At 36.0% G+C, this 20,744-nt stretch carries 4 protein-coding genes; all 4 read right to left on the reverse strand.

Annotated elements, in window-relative coordinates:
• Window positions 1-11,053: BspA family leucine-rich repeat surface protein (locus ACUUYC_RS25330; protein WP_474270621.1), on the reverse strand; the 11,053-nt coding region annotated here is incomplete at its 3' end.
• A gap of 1,157 nt (window positions 11,054-12,210) precedes the next feature.
• A complete protein-coding gene (locus ACUUYC_RS25335) occupies window positions 12,211-14,055 on the reverse strand; it encodes a Vgb family protein (RefSeq protein WP_474270623.1) in 1,845 nt (614 codons plus the stop codon).
• Window positions 14,056-14,462: 407 nt separating this feature from the next.
• Window positions 14,463-19,517, reverse strand: a complete 5,055-nt coding sequence (locus ACUUYC_RS25340) for a BspA family leucine-rich repeat surface protein (protein ID WP_474270625.1) — start codon at window positions 19,515-19,517, stop codon at window positions 14,463-14,465.
• Between the two features lie 220 nt (window positions 19,518-19,737).
• Window positions 19,738-20,556 carry a T9SS type A sorting domain-containing protein gene (locus ACUUYC_RS25345; protein WP_474270627.1) on the reverse strand — a complete coding sequence of 273 codons (819 nt, stop codon included), beginning with the start codon at window positions 20,554-20,556 and terminating at the stop codon, window positions 19,738-19,740.
• Between the last annotated feature and the right edge of the window lie 188 nt (window positions 20,557-20,744).

Here is a 20,744-nt window from a genome sequence, read left to right on the forward strand (position 1 = left end):
TTGGATTTAAAGCAGCACCTTGCAAGCATACTTTCGCAGCTAACATGACATCTCCACAAGCAGCATCTAGTCCACCATCGGTAATGGTCCACCCAAGGTCTATTAATTCTTGTCTTTCTGTTTCAGAGACACAATAGGTACTGTTTCCTCCATCAAAAGTAACATTTGTAGGTATTTGTATTTCTCCAGCATCTAAAGTAGCCCATCCTATTAATGTAGCATCATAGTTTTCTGTAGACAAGGTTGCATCGTTAAACATACCTGCCATACTCGTCACGGAAGAAATATCCCAAGCACCTATATCTTGATTAAATGATGTTTTCCTGAACATATTTTTCATGTCTTCTACATTACTCACATCCCAAGATGAAATATCATTATTAAAAGATGAATTCCTAAACATTCCTGACATGTTGGTTACATTGCTTACATTCCAAGAACTTAAATCCTGATCGAAATTTAAAGCGGTAAAGAATACATCCTGCATGTTAGTTACACTACTTACATTCCAAGAACTGATGTCTTGATTAAAATCGAATGCCCAGAAAAACATAGTATTCATATCTGTGACATTAGACACATTCCAGTTGCTTATATCTGTATCGAAAATGAAACAATTTGCAAACATGTGGCTCATATCTTCAATAGTAGAAACATCCCAAGTATTGAATGCCGTATTTCCGACTAAATTAGTACAGTCTGCAAACATACCGCTAGTAGAAGTTGCATTCGATAAATTTGGTGCATCTGTTGCTGTTACGTCTAAATTTTCACAGCCTGCAAACGCATTTTCCATTGTTGTCCAAGGGTTTGGTCCCCATTGTGTTATTTCTTTAATTTTGTTGCGATCTCCCTCAAAGTTGAAATAGATTCTAGGGAAAGTACCAATAATAGAAACGGTATAGGTTCCGGCAGTTGTGTACGTATGTGTAGCACTATCTTCTAAAGGACCTTCTGTTGTTCCATCACCCCAATCTACGATGTATCTAAATCCTTCATCTCCTATAATAGGTATCGTAATACTTTCATTGGCAGTAGTGGTTTCCCAAATTGAGATAAAGCTATTGTTACAATCTGTAGCTTTTCCTCCATCTGTAAAATTCCAACTAAACGTGTTTATTAATTCAAAGCGTTGCAATTCAGCATTACAATATTGTGTACTTCCTGCTCCAAATTGGACGTTACTTGGTACTGCAGTCTCTCCTATATCTAAGGAAGCCCAACCGATGAGTGTAGCATCGTAATTTTCTGTAGAAATACCTGAATTTTCTAGCATTTCTCCCATACCAAAATCAAAAACACCATCAAAACCAGATAAATCCCAGCTTCCTAAACTTTGATTAAAACTAGTAGCGTTGTAGAACATACGGTATCCTTTACCTACACTAGAAGTGTCCCAATTGTCTAGTGGCTGATTAAACGAAATAGCACCATTGAAAATATTTATCATATTTGTGACATTAGATACGTCCCAACTATTGATATTACGATTAAAACTCTCTGCTCCTCTAAATACATCACTTAGAGAAGTGATGTTTGTTGATATGTTCCATTGGCTAATATCACTGTTAAAATCTTTAGCATCATAAAACATTTGTTCTATATCTTCAAGATTGGAAACATTCCAAGTACTAATGTTTCCATTGAACTGAGAGGCACCTAAAAACATACCATTCATTTCTCTTACATTAATCACATTCCAATTATCAAGATCTTGATTAAAAATACTAGCGTCACGAAACATACTATTCATTTCTTCTACCTTAGAAACATCCCAAGAGTTAAGTCCGCCAACACCTGTAAAAGCTTCACACCCAAAAAACATACTATTCATATCAGTCACTTCTTCAGTATTCCAAGTACCAATGTTTCCATTGAAAACGGAAGCACTAGAAAACATATTCGACATGAGTGTTACATTTGATACATCCCAAGTATCAAGGTCTTGATTGAAATTGTTAGTACTGCTAAACATATTCGTCATATCTTCAATAGTAGAAACATCCCAAGTATTAAAGCTTGGGTTTCCAATTAAGTTTAAACAACTAGCAAACATATTTTTCGTAGAAGTTACATTAGCTAAGTTTGGTGCATCGGTTGCCGTTACGTCTAAATTTTCACAGCGTCCAAACGCATTTTCCATTGTTGTCCAAGGGTTTGGTCCCCATTGTGTTATTTCTTTAATTTTGTTGCGATCTCCCTCAAAGTTGAAATAGATTCTAGGGAAATTACCTGTAATAGAAACCGTATAGGTTCCAGCAGTTGCGTATGTATGTGTAGCATCTCCTGTAAAACCGCTTTCTGTGACACCATCGCCCCAATTTACTAGGTAGTTGTATCCAGTTCCTGTAGTTGGTATCGTGATACTTTCATTGGCAGTAGTGGTTTCCCAAATTGAGATAAAGCTATTGGTACAATTTGCGTCTTTTCCGCCATCTGTAATAGTCCAATTATAGGTGTCAATTAATTCGAAACGTTCTAGTTCAGCTTCACAATATTGACTGTTTCCTCCCCAAAAATTTATTCCTGTTGGGATCTGTGTTTCTCCAGCATTTGTGTCTAAAGTAGCCCAGCCAATTAGTGTATTGTCATAATTCTCAACAGATAGGGTTGCGTTGTTAAACATTTGATTGGCATCTGTAAGACTAGAAATATCCCAATCGCTAAGATTTTGATCAAAGTTAACCGCTGATAGGAACATGAAACTCATGTTTGTAATTGTTTCCATATTCCATTGATTGAATGTCGCATTTCCTGTGAGTGCATTACAGTAGGCAAACATGACACTTACATCCGTTGCATTTGCTAAGTTTGGAATGTCAGTTGCGGTTATTTGTAGGTTTTCACAGCCACTAAATGCTCTGTGCATACTTGTCCAAGGATTTGGTCCCCATTGCGATACTTCTTTAATTTTTAGGCGATCTCCATCACTATCAAAATCGAAATAGATTCGCGGGAAGTTACCAATGATTGAAATCGTATGCATTCCTGCAGTAGTATAGGTATGTGTAGCATCTCCTGTAAAATCACCTTCTACAGTACCATCGCCCCAATCTACTACATAATCGTATCCTGAACCTGTAGTTGGTATGGTAATACTTTCGTTGGCTGTAGTGGTTTCCCAAAGGGTGATAAAATTATTGGTACAATCCGTAGCTTTTCCACCATCAGTAATAGTCCAACCATAGGTGTTAATTAATTGGTAGCGTTCAAATTCAGCTTCACAATATTGCGTGTTTCCTGCTCCAAATAAGATGCCATTTGGTATGGCAGTTTCTCCTGCAGCAGTATCTAAAGTAGCCCAACCTTTCAATATAGCGTCATAGTTTTCTGTTGAAAGGCCTGAGTTTTTGAATATTTCATTTGCATCTGTTAAGCTACTTATATCCCAAGCACTCAAATCTTGATTAAATGCACTTGCTCCATCGAACATAGTTCTCATTTGAGAAACACCGCTTACATCCCAACCACTTATATCCTGGTTAAAATTTGACGCTCCAAAAAACAAAGTGGCAAACGAATTTACATTACTTACATTCCATGATGATATATCACTATTGAAATTTTCACAACCTCTAAATAAAAGGCTCATGTCTTCAATAGTACTTACATCCCAATTAGAGAAACCATCTGTTATAGATGTTGCGTTTCTAAACATCGCACTCATGTTAATAACTAATGTAAGGTCTGGTGCGTCAGTAGCTGTTATAGCTAAATTTCCGCATCCATAAAAAGCTCTTTCCATGCTTTTCCAAGAGTTTGTTCCCCATCGCATTACTTCGGTGATTTTTGATTTATCTCCACCATTATTAAAATGTATTCTAGGAAACGAACCTCCAATTACAATTTCATGCTCACCAGGTGTCGTATATATATGTGTAGCACTTCCCGTTAGACCAGTTTCTGTAGTACCGTCTCCCCAATCTACAATGTAATCATATCCATCTCCTGTAGTTGGTATTGTAATACTTTCATTGGCTGTAGTGGTTTCCCATTTTGTGATAAAGTATGGATCACAGTTTTTTCCACCATCAGTGATGGTCCATGCAAATGTTGTTGTTATATGTTGTTTTGCATTTTCTCCTATACAAAAGGCAGCACTTGTTCCAAAAGAAACATTATTTTGTAAGGGAAGTTGACTCCAGTTTATTAATAGTTGATTATAATTTTCTGTTGAAAAAGCAGTTCCCATGAACATTTCATTTGCGGTGGTCACATTTGATACATCCCAATTTTGAACAGCTTGGTTAAAGTTGGTTGCGTCTCTAAACATCCATCCCATATTAGTTACCTGACTTACGTTCCAGCCAGAGATATCTTGATTGAAAACCGTTGCATTTTGGAACATGGCATACATTATATTTACTTCTCCTGTATTCCAATTGCTAATATCGCCATTAAAGCTAGTTGCATTTTTAAACATATTCCCCATCAAAGTAACCTGTGTTACATTCCAATTGCTAATATCACCGTTAAAACTAGTAGCGCCTTCGAACATTGACCCCATATTGTTTACTTGACCTGTATTCCAGCTATTTAAATCTTGATTAAAACTAGTTGCGCCAGTAAACAGATTGCTCATTTCAGTAACCGACGTCACATTCCAGCCAGAGATATTTTGATTAAATGCCGCAGCATCTTGGAACATAGCAAGCATTGTAAGTACCTCCTCTGTATTCCAATTGCTAATATTTCCATTAAAGCTAGTAGCTCCAGTAAACATAAAGTTCATATTCTTTACTAGACTTGTATTCCAGCTATTTAAATCTTGATTAAAGGCTTCTGCGTTTAAAAACATCAAACTCATATCGGTTACAGAGCTCACATTCCAACTGCTTATGTTTCCATTAAAATTAGTTGCATCTGCAAACATGAAGCTCATGTTTTGTACTTGATTTGTATTCCAGTTATTTAAATCTTGATTGAATACCGCTGCATCTTGGAACATGCTCACCATCGTAGTTACGTTACTTACATTCCAATTGCTTATGGCTGTAGTGCCCACAAGTGATGTACAGTCAAAAAACATACTTGTTAATGACGTTACATTTGTTAAATCTGGCATGTCGGTAGCAATAACATTCATATTTTTACATGCTTCAAACGCATTTTCAAAAGAACTCCATGCAATGCTTCCCCATTGGTCAATACTTAGTAGTTTAAGGGAATTTCCACTAAAACTTCCGTTAGATATAAAGCGAGGGAAAGTTCCTAAAATGCTAACCGTATACGTACCAGCTGTATCGTAGGTATGTGTGATGTTTCCGGAAACATTGAGGTCCGAAGTTCCATCTCCCCAATCTATTACATAGTTATAGGTTTCGTTAGGATCTGTAAATATGGTAATTTGATTGTCAGCACTACTTCCTGGGTTATCAGTTTTCCAAGTAGTCATAAAAGCTTCCGCGTTCATGTCTAATGATACCGTAGGATTGATTTGTCCGAAGGTACCATCTACCGTAGGAGTCGTATCAAATAGCGAAGGATCTACAACTGCACCAAAACTATCGCGTATAGTTCCATCAGCCTTTAATTGAAAGAAATCACCCGTACTTGCAATTCTAAAAACCGCAGCGGGTTCTTCACCAATATTGACTAAGTTAACACCTCCAAAATCGGTTCCATATTGTACACTAACTGGGCAACAAGCGCCTCCATCACGTACGCCAACAGCATCGAAAATAGTTCCAAAAGCTGTGATGTCATCTGCTACAGCATCATCGTCCGAATCAATATCTGTACTGCCTGCTTGTCCTGTAAACGCACTTGTTAAGACTGCGGTGTGACTTGGATCTGTAAAGTTTGGAACGGAAGCTGTTAGGATTCCATTCGCGTCAAATGTTCCTGAAATATTGGCTACATCTGTAACGCTACCTCTACCATTTCTACTTTCATCACCATCAATAATAACCAAGACTCCTACAAATGCTTCTCCAGCAGCTCCTTTGATTTCTATGGTTTGAAGTGCTCCTAAGTTACTAGGCGTAGGTTGTGGTTGATATTCACTGATGACTATCGGAAATGTTACATTAGAAGTTAGCGTAATGGTTGCTGAACATATTGCTGTATTTCCGCTGGTATCTGTTACGGTAATATCAACAGTATTAGCACCTAAATCTTCGTAAGTATAGTGTACAGAAGCTTCTCCATTGATTACAATACTAGCAATTTCTAAATTGTCTGTTGAACCGCCAGCAATTTGATCAGCGGTTACTTCAATACCATCCAATCCTATGGCAATAGATAGGTCTTGACAAACTGCTATTGGATTGATCGTATCAGGTACTAATACCACATCATTTCCATCGCCACCTGTATAGCTCACCATTCCTGAGAATGTACCAAAGCTCACACCGCCACCTTCTGGAAGGTTTGCAAATGTTCCCACTACAGGATCTGTTCCATCATTATCAATAATAATGATTTCATCACCTGCTTGAATTGGATAGCCTCCTAATGGTGCTAATACTCCATTTGCTAATGTAACTGTACCAACAACGGCAATTTGATCGTGTGCTGAAGTGTTTGTTCCTTGTACTAATGGCGCATACGTTCCTCCTGAGGTAATGATAAGGTCATTCGTCGTATACATAGCAAATGTTAGTCCTCCACCAGGCGTTAGCGTAGCGTTATTTTCAATTACTGTTGGTCCACCGCTAATTGTAGGGGTACCAGTTGCAAGTGTATTAGAACCTGTAAAGGCTGCTGTATTTAAAATATTTATTTGTGAATCATTCATGTCAATGTTTCCACTTGCATTCAAGAATCCAAAGGTGAAGCTTCTATTAGCACCTACGCTTGGAAAACTAGTGGTGTCACTATTAATATTTGTAATAGTTCCTGCAGCTCCATTATAGGTAAACTGACTTAAGAAATCGTTGGTTTCCCCATTAAAATTAATGGTTCCTTCGGTATGATTTATGAGCACAGTTCCTGTACCATTGTTGACGTCCATATCGGCATTGAAATTGGCAGTTCCTGTACCTGTTTTTGTAATGACAGTAAAGTCAGGTTCTAAATCAAATTGCGGAGCGGTAAGCGTAGCCCCATCAATATTGACTATTTCTAAAAAAAGACTTCTAGTGCTATTGAAAATCAGATTTGTAAATGCACTTTGAGAAACATTGAACGGATTTTCTACAGCTAGTGCTTTTACACTGTTTGCTTGGTTTAATGTGACAACATTTGAGTTATTTCCTCTTAAGATTAAAAAATCTACAGAAATGATTCCGCTGGTTTGCGTTACTGTTCCACTTGTAGCCATGTCGAAATTAGAATTATTTCCTGAAATAGTAACATTTCCGTCAAATACAATATTCCCTGGTAAAGTGATGATTCCGTTTATTCTACTTGAGGAAGATGTTGTGGTAATATTGTTAAATGTTGTGGTGGCTCCAGCCATGAAAAATATTTGATCCGCTTCCACGCTTATAGGACCATTGAATTCATGATTGTTTTGTCCATCATCGATATCAATTTTGTTTGATGCTGTAAGATTTGTAGTTTCTGCAATGGTAATTTTATCACTAGAATCATTGATATTTACAAAACCATTTATAGTTAAGCTTCTTGCAGTAACTTCTGCTAAGTTGATATCTCCTGTATCATTTCCAATGATGGTAAGACCGCCATCAATGGTTAACGCAGCATTTTGTGCGTAAACATCAATTCCTGATAATGTCAGTGAATTTGACGCGCCAGGCAATGTAAGCGTATTTGATATGGTAATTGTATTTGTTCCTCCTGCGGCAAGGAGTTCAATTCCGTTTGTAATGTTTGCTAACGGAACAGTTACTGTAGTAGGTTCGGTAAGTACAGGACCACCAGAGATAAATACGGGACCAGCTAAGTTACTAATGGTAAGTGTTGTTCCATTATTTGAAAATGTAATATCGTCATCAGTTGCGCCTCCTAAATCTATAATAGTTAATTTTCCAGCTGCTAGTGAAACTTCCGTTTCTAAATGAGTGAGTGTAACGTCGTTTCCATCGCCGCCTACGTAACTAATAATACCACTATAATTACCAACAGTAACTTGACTTCCCTCAGGTAAGTTATTAAACGTACCGTTAATAGGGTCTGTACCTGTATTATCAATTAATAGAAGTGCTTCGTCTGTTGGCTGACTTACATAACCTCCTATAGGACTTAAGCTAGCATTGGTAAGTGTTACTGTTTCTACTTCAATACGATCATAATCATCATTACTTTCTATAGTTGGTGCATAACTAGCCGATGAAATTATTAAATCATGAAAAGCTAATGTAGCTACATCACCTATAATTCCGGGTGTAATGGTAGCACCATTTTCAACAGTTATAGGTAATGCTGAACCTGTGAGTGTTCCTTTTCCTTTTACGATCGTTGATGCGCCATTAAAGTGTGCTTCATATATGATATTGGTAAGGACATCTACTGTACATGTTCCTTCTACGTATAGAATATCAAAAATTGGACTTATCTGTGTGTCTATGGTTGTATCTCCAATAAACCTTGTATCAGTACCATCTATACCTATATATTCTAAATTTCCTACCAGATCAATTGTAGTGCCATTAAACTCTATAAGTCCACGATTATGAAGTATGGTAGCAGGGTCTGCTCCGGTAGTAGTGAGTTCTATATTTCCTGTAAAAATGGCATTACCATCACTTGATTTTTTAGTGAGAAGTGTGTTTTCAGTAAGGCGAATGGTTGATGCTGTTACTGCAATATTATCAATTTCTACTACCCCTAATTCAACATCATCCATATCGTTCAACGAAATTTGAGCGAAAGACTCATTAGTAAAAGTTTCTAAGGTGTTGATATCGTTGTTAGCACTTAGAAAACTAGCTGTACTTGTTCCATTATCATTTCCATCTAAGCTTAGAAGATCTGTTACAATTTTTCCGCTACTTTGGGTTATTGTTGTTGCTACTCTAAAACGAAGATCAGAATCACCAGCAGTAATGATATCTCCAGTAAGATTTAAACCTCCAGATCCTACGCTAATAAAACCATTATAGATGTCGCTAGTTTCTGTAATATTTATTGTTCCTAGGCTAGTATCTCCAGTGTTTGTAAACTCAACAAAATTGGAATCAAGTGAAACCACACCGTTAAAAGAGTGCGGCGCATCATCTCCATAACGAATAGCGATGTCTGTATTAGCTTGTATCGTTGTTGTTCCCGAGATGTTAATTGGTATTTCTGAAGCAGCGTCGGCAAGTATATCTACATTTGAAATGTTTAGACTTTCAGCAATTAAACCTTTTAAAGTTACGGAGGCATTAGGGCTTTCGGTAATTGTAAACGAACCACCGATGGTGATATTGCCAGATTGTGTATATGTAGTAAGACCACTAAGCGATATGCCATTATTGGCACCTGTCAAGGTAATAGCATCAGCAATTGAGATGGAGTTGTTTCCATTGCCTCCAACAAATTCAATTCCAGCAGTAATATTAGCTAACGGAACAGTCACTGTGGTAGCATCGGTGAGTAAAGGTCCGCCAGAAACTGTAGGCAATACTAAATTACTAATGGTAAGTGTTGCTCCATCATTGCTGATTGTTATTTGATCGTCAGAATCATTTTCTATATCTGTAATACTTAGTTTTCCATTGGTTAAGTCGACTAACGTTTCAAATGGATTTTCAACAACCGTAATCGTAAAAGAACAAGTTCCTGTATTTCCAAAACCATCAGTAGCTTCAAATGTATTGGTTGTTTCTCCAAGTGGAAACGTACTTCCAGAGGGAAAGCCTGCTGTTTGCGTTATAGGACTTTGAGAAAGTTCAATCACAAAACGGCGTGCTCCACTAGTATTTCTAACATCATTCCATTGTCCATCAGAGCCAATAATCGTATAATCTTCATTGTTTGAATTATTAGGTTCGCCAGGCGCCCAATTTGTATAGGTAGATGACGCGCCGCTGTGCCACTCAAAGTTTCCTTCCTCACTAAGATCATTATAGCCTATTAGGAGTGGAAATGCAGTAGGTACAGCCGATCGAAGAAAATCGTTATGATCTTGATCTAACACAGTTGCCAAATGCCCACCCAATGCTTCTGCAGCGGCAAACGCAAATTCTGGTATTTCTTGATAATTAGACACGAAATAACTCTTACCATCCCAAACTCCTACTAATGAAAAATTTGATGGAGTTTCTATTGTACAATCGGAATATACTACATCATTATAATTTACGGTAACTGGAACACCTGGATCTGTATATACAGTCCTGTCACCCGGACAGGTTAATACAGGATCATTTCCATCTAAAATAGTTACAATAGCTTCACAAGTACCAGTATTTCCATTCTGATCTGTAACTGTTAGTGTTACTGTGTTTTCTCCTATATCATTACAATCAAAAGTGCTTGGGTTTACAAATCTTGTTGCAATTCCAGAGTCAGCATCTGATGAGCCATTGTTTACATTATTTGCAGAAATGCTCACTGTATCATCAGCACCTAAAGAACGTGTAATGTTTCTACAGTTGGCTACAGGTGCAACTTCATCTATATAGTGAACTTGAAAGCGTAAATCTCTTGTAGACCAAGGACTGCTTTGATCAAAATCCCTGACAAACATATTTCCATTAGGTAATAGGTTTCCTGTGTGGAGTTCCATGTCTATTAACTGATGTTGTACATTATTTATTAAGCGAACACTGTATTCAACTCCAGCAGTTAACGTAGGCGTATCCGAAAATTGAAAGTAACGTTCTAAAGACCCTTCATTTTGATAGGGAATATCTGTGGTAACCGAAGACACTAAGGTACGACTGCTACTATTAAAAGGATTACTGTGTAATTCTACAGTTACCGATGTTTGTCCAATAGATCCTGGAACTTGATAGGTCCATAAAGAAACACCTTCTATAGGTCCTGTACAGGTAGGTGTAAATGAACTTCCCATTCCTACATTAATAATTGTAGTTGTAGAAAGCGCTAGGTTCGTACTATTTTGTATGATGTCGCTTGTGCCATCACATTGAGCTTGACTTATATTTAGCCCAAAGAGCAGGCAAAATATGGTTGAAATTAGTTTAGTGGTAAATCGCATGATTCTTATTTTTTTAAATCATGTGCAAGGTAGATGAGGTGTTATATTCTTGAAATAAGAGATGGCACGTAGATACTACGTGGTGGCACGTATTTTTGTTGGGTGTTAGGTCGCTTCGCTTTTGGGTATTGGATGTTTTTCAGAAGTCTGTTGTTTTATTGCGAGAACATTTTGTGTTTTTCTTAAAGCTTGCTGCAGGTCTGCGAGACGGTTTTGTTGATGTTTTTATTGAAGATTTTGTTGTTCTCAATATTTAGCTGTGCTTTTAGCTATTTTAAAGCTTTGATAAAAAAAAACGCCACTTCTTTTCAGAGGTGACGCTTAATCGTAATTAACTAACTAGGTCAATTACTACCATATATAGAGTTAAACTAACACTCTATTATTTTTATATTTTTAGTTATTAAGTTATTGTTCTGTAATTTGATAGGTACTAAAGTTTAGAAAGTTTTATTACATTATTAGAAAAAGAAACGCTAGAACTATTAATTTGACTTTTTGCCCAAAAAGAAACTGAATACACTAGCGTTCTTATAAGTAAACTAAACAATCTTGATTATTAATTACATATCTTAATAATTGTTTGCAATATAGGAGTGAAGTATTGTTTGTAAAATACGAGATGACACGTATTTTTTTCGTAGTAGTACGTATTTTTGTTAGGTGTTAGGTGTTAGGTGTTAGGTGTTAGGTGTTAGGTGTTAGGTGTTGGGTGTTAGGTGTTGGGTGTTAGGTGTTGGGTTGCTTTATTTCGACAAGCTCAATGTAAACGCTTTTGGGTATTGGATGTTAGTTTAGGAGTATATTTTTTTATTGCGAAAACATTTTGTGTTTTTTTAAAGAGTGCTACAGGTCTGCGAGATGCTTCTGAAGTTCAACGAAAGGGTGCTGCAGCGCTGCAGGAACGTTTCGGGCTTTCCCGGTAGCTTGTTGCATTGCTGCGAGAAGGTTTCGGGGATGATTTTACTGAGGATTTTTCAATGAAATGATGAAAAATGATGTTTTTGTCGCGAATTTCGTAATTTCATATTTTTTAATATGTTAAGAAAGCTAACGGTACTTAGGTTATCATACAAATAAAAACCTCTCATTTCTGAAAGGTTTTTGTGTATACATTACTAAAAAGTATTTTATGTTTTATAAAGAATAAGAGTATTTTAATTCTCAGGCAACTGTTCTGTAATTTGAAAAGTACTAAAGTTTAAAAAGTTTCCAGGATGTGCCAATACGTTTTGTAAAATAAAAGGAACATCAGGATTGGTTCCTAAGTATTGCGTAATTCCATCCATGTTGACATCATGATTTTTGTAGCCATTTATCACATAGGTAGGGAGATTTAAAAAGTTTCCTGGATCGTTTAGTACTTCCGATAGAATGTCTGGTGTATCTGGATTGGTACCAGAGTATTGTATTACTGTATCATCATTTACATTTCCTGTCCACAGGGCTATTTTTCCAGAAGGTATACCAAAGGTCGTTTGCGCATTGGTTCCAAAGGTGATTTGGTTTGCAGCATCGGTAAAATCTACAGTAGTGGACATACCAGATAAAGTAACACTGTTACTAGACATGATTCCTAAATGATTTCTATGTTTTATGGCTATAAAATAATTATCTGCAATGGTATTAAAACTTAGAACTGAAGTACCATCTATATTAACAATATCTCCATCTCTCTGCAATAAGGCAGAAGTACTATGTAATACAGATGTATTATCACTCTTGTCTCTTAATTCTACCCAAACCCAATCAACTATAGCATCATTTCCTGTTACAGTAAATATTGAAGCATTACATGTTAAATTATCTATATAAGGGCTTGTTGTAGGAATTAAATTAGCTGTACGCAAATCGTCTCTCATTAAAGTTTCTTCACCAGTATTAGGGCTCATAAATGATCCTTGCAAATAAATTTTTGCATTTAACTTAATAGGAATTACATTAGAAACTAATGTTACATTAGCAGTACACTCAGTCATATTACCATTTAAATCTAAAACCGAAAGCGTTACTTCATTAACTCCTATATCATCTAGTGTGAAATTTATGGATGTTTCACCATTCGCAAGAAACTCTGTAATTCCAACATTATCTGAAGAACCTCCATCTAATTGATCACCAGTAATGGTTACACCTTGAGTATCTATCTCTAAAGAGATATCTTGACATATAGCAACTGGATTTACATTGTCAATAACTACTCTGGATATTTTATTTGCACCACGCTCAGCAATATAATAATTACTTGGACTTATTACTATCCCAATAGGATTATCAATACCTGTTATTACATCAACCTCAACAGGTGAATCATCGGTAATATCTATTTTAGAAATTGTACCTGGGATATAATTAGAATAATATAAATCATTTCCTTGAAGCGCTAACCCAAATGGTCGATAAGAAAGACTTGTTATATTAATCGCAACTGGAATAGCTGCTGAAAGATCTATTTTTGATATTTTCTTACCATTCGATTCCCCAAAATATAAATAATCTCCATTAACTACCATTTGAACTGGTCTATTTAAACCAGTTAACACATCAGTTGCCCCAGAAGCAATATTGGTGATATCTATTTTAGAAATCTTATGGCTTCCATATTCAGAGAAATATAAATTAGTACCATGTAAGGCTAAACCAAATGGCAAATTAATACCTGTTACTACATCAATCGCTACCGGATTAGGATCACTAATATCTATTTTGGTAATTTTATTACCCAAATATTCAGCAATATATAGATCATTACCATTCAACAAAATTCCATCAGGTGAATTTAAACCTGTCACTACATCAATTACTACAGGTGAATTATCGGTAATATCTATTTTAGAAATTTTACCCGCTGTATTTTGTGAAAAAAACAATTCATTACCATTCAAAATAAGTCCAGACGGTCCACTTATGCCAGTTATAACATCTATAGTTTGAGCATTTGTTTGTAGCGTTGCAAAAAAAGCAATGAATAAAAGAATGAATATGTTGGATACTTTTTTCATGATTATTTAGGTATTAAAATCAAGAGCAAGATATTTTTAACTGATGTACTATGGAATACGAGACAGTACGTAGATGCTAAGTAGTACTACGTATAATAGAAGCTTTTTTGATCTTTAAAAAAAAGAAACGCTAGCACTATTAATTTGACTTTTTGCCCAAAAAAGAAATTGAATAGACTAGCGTTTTTATAAGTAAACTAAACAATCTTGATTATTAATTACATGTCTTAATAACTGTTCGCAAGATAAGAGCAAAGTTATTTTTGAAAAATACGTGATACCTCTTATATAAGTAGTGTTGGTACGTATATGGTAAATTTTTATAGTGATAAAAAAAGACTTACTCAGAACTGAATAAGTCTTTTGAAATTGTATCATACTAATTACACTATTCTGTTTTCTGTGTTTTAATCATTTTCAGGAAGTTGTTCAATAATTTGAAAAGTACTAAAGCCTAAAAAGTTTCCAGGATGTGCTAATACATTTTGTAAGATGATTGGCGTATTAGGATGGGTACCTGTGTATTGCGTATTTCCATCCATATTGATGTCATGATTTTTATAACCATTCACCACATAGGTAGAGAAGTTTAAGGTGTTTCCTGGGTCATTTAATACTTCCGATAGAATGTATGGTGGATCAGAGTTTGTACCTGAGTATTGTATAATGGTATCACTATTTACATTTCCTGCCCACATGCCAAGCACACCAGACGGCATACCAAAGCTTGTTTGTGCATTGGTTCCATACGTAGGTACACTACCATCTGTAAAGTTTATGGTAGTTACGCTAGCATCATTTAACGAAATAGGAGCAGCGCTCATGATTCCTAAATGATTTCGGTGTTTTACTGCTACATAATAATCGCCATCAGCAATTTCAACTTGTAAAATAGATAAGTCTGTATTTACTATAAAACCATCTCGTTGTATGAGAAAAGAGCCTGTAAATAGTATATTGGTATTGTCAGCAGCATCTCTTAATTCAACTTCGATCCAATCAATAATTCCTTCTTCATCATCATTATCAAAAACTATTGCTTCACAGGTTGTAATTCCATCATAGGGACTTACAAGCGGAATTAAATTGTTTTGTCGTAAATCATCTCTCATTAGATTCAATGAGCCACTATTGACATTTAAAGATGGGCCTTGTAATAAAACTTTTATTTGAAATTTGAGCGGACAGTCTTTTCCTTGATCATTAATTGTCCAACCATGCGTATCAATCAGATTTTGTCGATCGGATTCGTTATTACAATACTTACTTTTTCCACCACCGAAGATGATGTTAGAAGGAATATCGTCTATTCCATCATTAGGAATTCCACTTGAGTCATCATTCCACCCAAGGAGTGTATTATCATAATTGGATACCGAAAGTGCTATACCACTAGGGCCAGAACCAAACATGCTTCGTAAACCTGAACTGCTAGAGCCTGTATCTACAATACTCGTTAAATCCCAGTCTCCAAGTTCTTGGTCAAAGTTATCTGCTGAACGAAACATTTCATGCATATTCGTTACTTTTGAAACATCCCAGTTGCCAATGTCTTGATTAAATTCATCTGAAAATTTGAACATATAGCTCATGTCCTGAACATTACTTACATTCCAACCAGAGATATCTTGATTGAAAAACACTGCACCTTGAAACATTCCACTCATGTTTTCAACGTTACCTACATTCCAATTAGAAATATCTTGATTGAAAAGGTATGCACTGTCAAACATTTCTTCCATATTTTCCACATTACTTACGTTCCATGAAGAGATATCGCCATTAAAAACATCTGCATTGTCAAACATTTCATACATAGTGATTACGTTTGAAACATTCCAATTGTTTAAGTCTTGATTGAAAGATTCGGTTTCAGAAAATACACCTTCCATATTTTCTACATTGCTGGTATTCCAACTGTTTAATGGTTGATTGAACGTTGCAGCTTCATAAAACATATAGGATAATGTGGTTACATTACTAACATTCCATGTACTGATGTTGCCATTAAATGCATACGCATCATAGAATGTATATTGCATATCTGTTACATTGCTTACATCCCAAGCGCTTAGGTCAGCATTCATGAGTTCACACTTTTCAAACATAGATTTCATGCTTGTTACATTAGATAAGTCAGGTACTCCTGCATCTGCTGCAATGGTTAAGTTTTCGCAGCCATAAAAAGATTCTTCCATAGAACTCCATTGGATATTTCCCCATTTTTCGATGGTGAGTAATTTTTGTTTGTCGCCTCCATTGTCAAAATATATTCTTGGGAAGTCACCTGTTATGGAAACCGTGTACGTTCCTGCTGTAGCATAAGTATGTGTTGGATTATTTCCTCCAATGATATTTTGAATCGTACCATCTCCCCAATTTATTTGATAGTTGTATCCATTTCCTGTGGTTGGAATCATTATGGTAGTATCATCTGAGGTTCCTGAATTATCTGTTTTCCATGTGGTAACAAAAGGGTCAATATTTGTTACTGTTACTGTAGATGCGCAATACGACATTCGTCCTATATCATCAATAACTACTGCATATATGGTATTGTCTCCAATATCGGCCGTAGTATATGTATGTAGATCTTGAACTTCTAAATTCTCTTCTTCAAAACCACCTGAAAATGTTGCTGTAGACGGAGTAGCTTCATCACTCTGATTGATAACTACAACTTGAAGATAATAAGTTGTATTACTGCTCAAAAACACTTCATCATTACTATCAACAGATCCTACATAGGATGATGGTGCTGCATATACAAAACCATTTAAAAACCCAGTTCTTGAGGTTACATCGCCTGTATTAGGCGCCACAGGTTGGTCACTTATAAATGCAAATAGTAAGTCATTGGTATTAGTGGAACTAAAGTTAAATTGTGGCAGATAATTTCCATCTTGTGGTACCGTAAAAGAAAATGATTCATAGTATTGTGCATTGCCATTCCCAAAAACATCATCGGTTGTACTACTCGCAGTAGTTTGACCATTAAACAGCCCAGCCGAACCGCTTGTAGGATCAATTGTAGTTAGGTAAAATTGTGAACCTTCGGCAACGCATGCGCCATCAAAACCAGTAACTATATCCAAAAAACTAACGGTAGCTTCATCATTAAAATCTAAAGACACAGCTAAGTCTTGACAAAGTACTTGCGATGCTGCCAGCGTCACATTTATAGTTGCCGTACAGGTATCTTTGTTTCCTGCAGCATCATATACGGTTAATGTTACTGGGTTTGGCCCATCTTCCGTGCAGTTAAATATATCATCATCTAGAATCATAAGTGCAATTCCAACATTATCTGTAGATCCATTATTCACGAGACTTGGATCTACTTGTATATTACCTTGATCTACTTCAAAATTGATATTTTGACATACTGCAGTAGGCGCTATATCATCATAAGGTTGCCCATACGTTCCTGTTGGAAATGGAACAGGCAACGCTGTATTTGCAGCGTCATTATCAGTAATAATGTTTGCCCCTGGAATTCTCCAGTTTCCTATGACGAAGCTTCCATCAGGTCCAGTGCCCGTTTTTCGGTATACCCAACTACTATTATAGTCCCAACCTCCTACATTTCCATTTTCACCTACGTTTCCATAGCTATCAATAAGAAATTGTGTGTTAGTGTCGTCATAAAATAATTCTACGGCATCATTTCCTGAAGGATTTAAGGCATTGTTCCCGCCAAGGTCAAAATTTGGAGCAAATCCAAAAAAGTCTTGAAATTCATTTGGGTACATTGTGAGGTATAAAAAGTCGCCAGCTGTAGCTGAACCTGATAAATAATATTCAGCACCATCGGAGCCATCATTATCATTGTCTACACCAATGGCAAATAGGCTTAAGTCTGGAATATCGCTGGTTGCATAGAGTTCTATAACATGCAAAGAATCACTATTGTTCGCTACGATTCCTGTAATAATTAATGGTGGACCTGAAGACACTTCTATATTCACAATCGATCCGTAGGAGACAGCAGTTCCAGAAATAGGATTTTGAGAGATGACCGTACCTATTGGAATTGTAGGGTTATATGTTTCTGTTACTGAAACTTGTAAATTTCCATTTATAAGTGTTGTTTCGGCGTCAGTTTGTGATAAACCTACCACATTAGGAACGATGACATTTGTATTTGGGCAAGATTGGCCTGCATCAGTGATGGTCCAATTATATGTATTGATTAAATCTTGTCGGGCAGTTTCACCTAAACAGTAGTTACTGTTTCCTCCATTAAATCGAATACCTGTAGGAATTTGTGTTTCTCCAGAATCTAAGGTACTCCAACCAATTAATGTATTGTCATAATTTTCCCTAGAGATTCCAGTAGAACCAAACATAAAATTTAATCCATCAAAACCACTAACGCTTACAACGCTACTGATATCCCAGCTTCCTAAATTTTGATCAAACGATTGACAATTTTCAAACAAACGAGCCATGGTCGTCACATTACTTACATCCCAATTGTTTAAAGGTTGATTAAATGCTTCAGCTTCAAAAAACATAAAATTAATTTCCTGGACATTGCTTACATTCCAATTATTTAAAGGTTGATTAAAGTTTTCTGTACCTAAAAACATTCCTCGCATCTTTTCTACATTACTTACATTCCAATTATCTAAGGGTTGATTAAAAGCATACGCATCTCGAAACATACTCGTCATATCTTTTACATTACTTACATTCCAATTGTTTAGTGGTTGATTAAAAGCATGCGCATACGCAAACACGCCATCCATTAAGAGTACATTGCTGACATTCCATGTAGAAATATTTCCATTAAAAGCACTAGCACTTTGAAACATATAGCGCATTTCGGTTACATTGGACACATTCCAATTATCTAAATCTTGATTGAACAAAGTACAACGAAAAAACATTTGATACATATCACCTATTGTACTAGTATCCCAAGTATTGAAAGCTGTGGTTCCTACTAAAGAAGAGCAACCAAAAAACATACCACCAACTCTGGTAGCATTTGATAAATTGGGTGCATCTGAAGCTGTAACATCTAGATTAATACAGTCAATAAACGCATCTTGGGTAGAAGTCCAAGCATTGGTTCCCCATTGCATTACGTCTACAATATATGGAGCACTACTTCTTGCATCACCAAAACGAATTCTATCAATATGTCCAGCTAAAACAGTTACTGTATAGGTTCCTGCGGTAGCATAGGTATGTGTTGGAGCTTCGCCAAGATTAGCTTCAACAGTTCCATCTCCCCAATCGATTGAGAGTGTTCCAGCACTAAAATATAAAGGAAACGTAATTTGCGTATTATCTGTTGGTACTGTCCATTTTGTAATGAATGAATCTGTACTATAGAGAAGCGTTTTTTCATTACATTTTTCGGTAGTTTTCTCAGTATTTGAATAAGTATATTGTGGTATTACTATAAAACAAATGAGAAACAAAAAGGTTAGTAGGTATGAATTTTTCTTCATTGCGAATGTTTTTTTAAATCGAATGCAAGATAGATTCTAGGTTTATTTTACAGAATAAGAGACGGTACGTAGATACTACGTAGCGGTACGTATATCGCATAGATGGTAAGGTGAAAAGGTGAAAAGGTATTACAAAAGAGATATATTTAAACAAAATAAAAGGCTATTCAAAATACATGAATAGCCTTTTCCGTGAAAAAGTAACTTAACAACTTACGCTCTAATTTTTAACAAATTTTTTGGTAGCAATACCATCTTGCGCATATATTTTTAAGAAATACGCACCATTTTGTAAACGGCTTACATCAATAGTTTCTAAATTATCTTCTTTGGTGAATACTAACTGTCCATTCATATTAATAACTTCTACTTTTAGAAGGTTGTTTACTTGATTGATGAATAGTTTGTCTGTCGTTGGATTTGGATGGATAGAGAAATCAATTGTGATTTGTTCTGGCGTACTTAATGTTGGAAAAACATATGAAGTTGTTCCCGATAATCCTGAAGCATTAGCGTCTACTGCGTTTGTGAATATCGCAGAGCCATCATCGATCATATCGGCAGACATAAAGCTTTTTAATGGAGTAACTGTTGTTGCTAAGGCTGAGTCGTTTGCTAAAATCATAATAGAATCTCCTGCATTCACATTACTGTCATCGACAAGAATAGATACAATTGGATAGGCAGTTCCGCTTGCTGGTGCAGGTAGTGAAACAGGACTTCCCAAGGTTTCAGTAATTAGATATCCATCAATGGATGATTGTCCAACGGCACTTCCGTCAAAAAAGGTAGCTCCAGCACCGTTTCCTAAAGAAGAGGTTATTGTTGCGGTTACACCATCGGGTAAAATGATAGTGAATCCATAGCTTTGCACTGAAGTTGCAAAATTGGAAGTGCTCGCATTTGGAACGGCAGCAATGGTATAATTGAAAAGACCATCGTCAATTAATGTATAGGTATATCCTTCTTGCGCTTGTGTTTTATTTGAGAAAAAACAAATGCTTATAATGATTGCTAAATTTGAAATTAAGTGTTTCATGACTTTTTTAATTATTGTGTTTTGTTAGTTTTGAGGTAATTGTTCAATGATTTGATAGGTGCTAAAGTTTAGGAAGTTTCCTGGGTGCGCCAATACATTTTGTAAGATGAAAGGCGTATCAGGATTGGTACCTGAGTATTGCGTAATTCCATCCATATTGATGTCATAATTTCTATATCCACCAACAG

Source organism: Kordia sp. E (genome assembly GCF_056033805.1).

Excerpts from the sequence above, each read along its gene's own strand:
- ACUUYC_RS25335 (WP_474270623.1), bottom strand. The coding sequence starts at position 14,055 with ATGAAAAAAGTATCCAACATATTCATTCTTTTATTCATTGCTTTTTTT.
- ACUUYC_RS25340 (WP_474270625.1), bottom strand. The coding sequence starts at position 19,517 with ATGAAGAAAAATTCATACCTACTAACCTTTTTGTTTCTCATTTGTTTT.
- ACUUYC_RS25345 (WP_474270627.1), bottom strand. The coding sequence starts at position 20,556 with ATGAAACACTTAATTTCAAATTTAGCAATCATTATAAGCATTTGTTTT.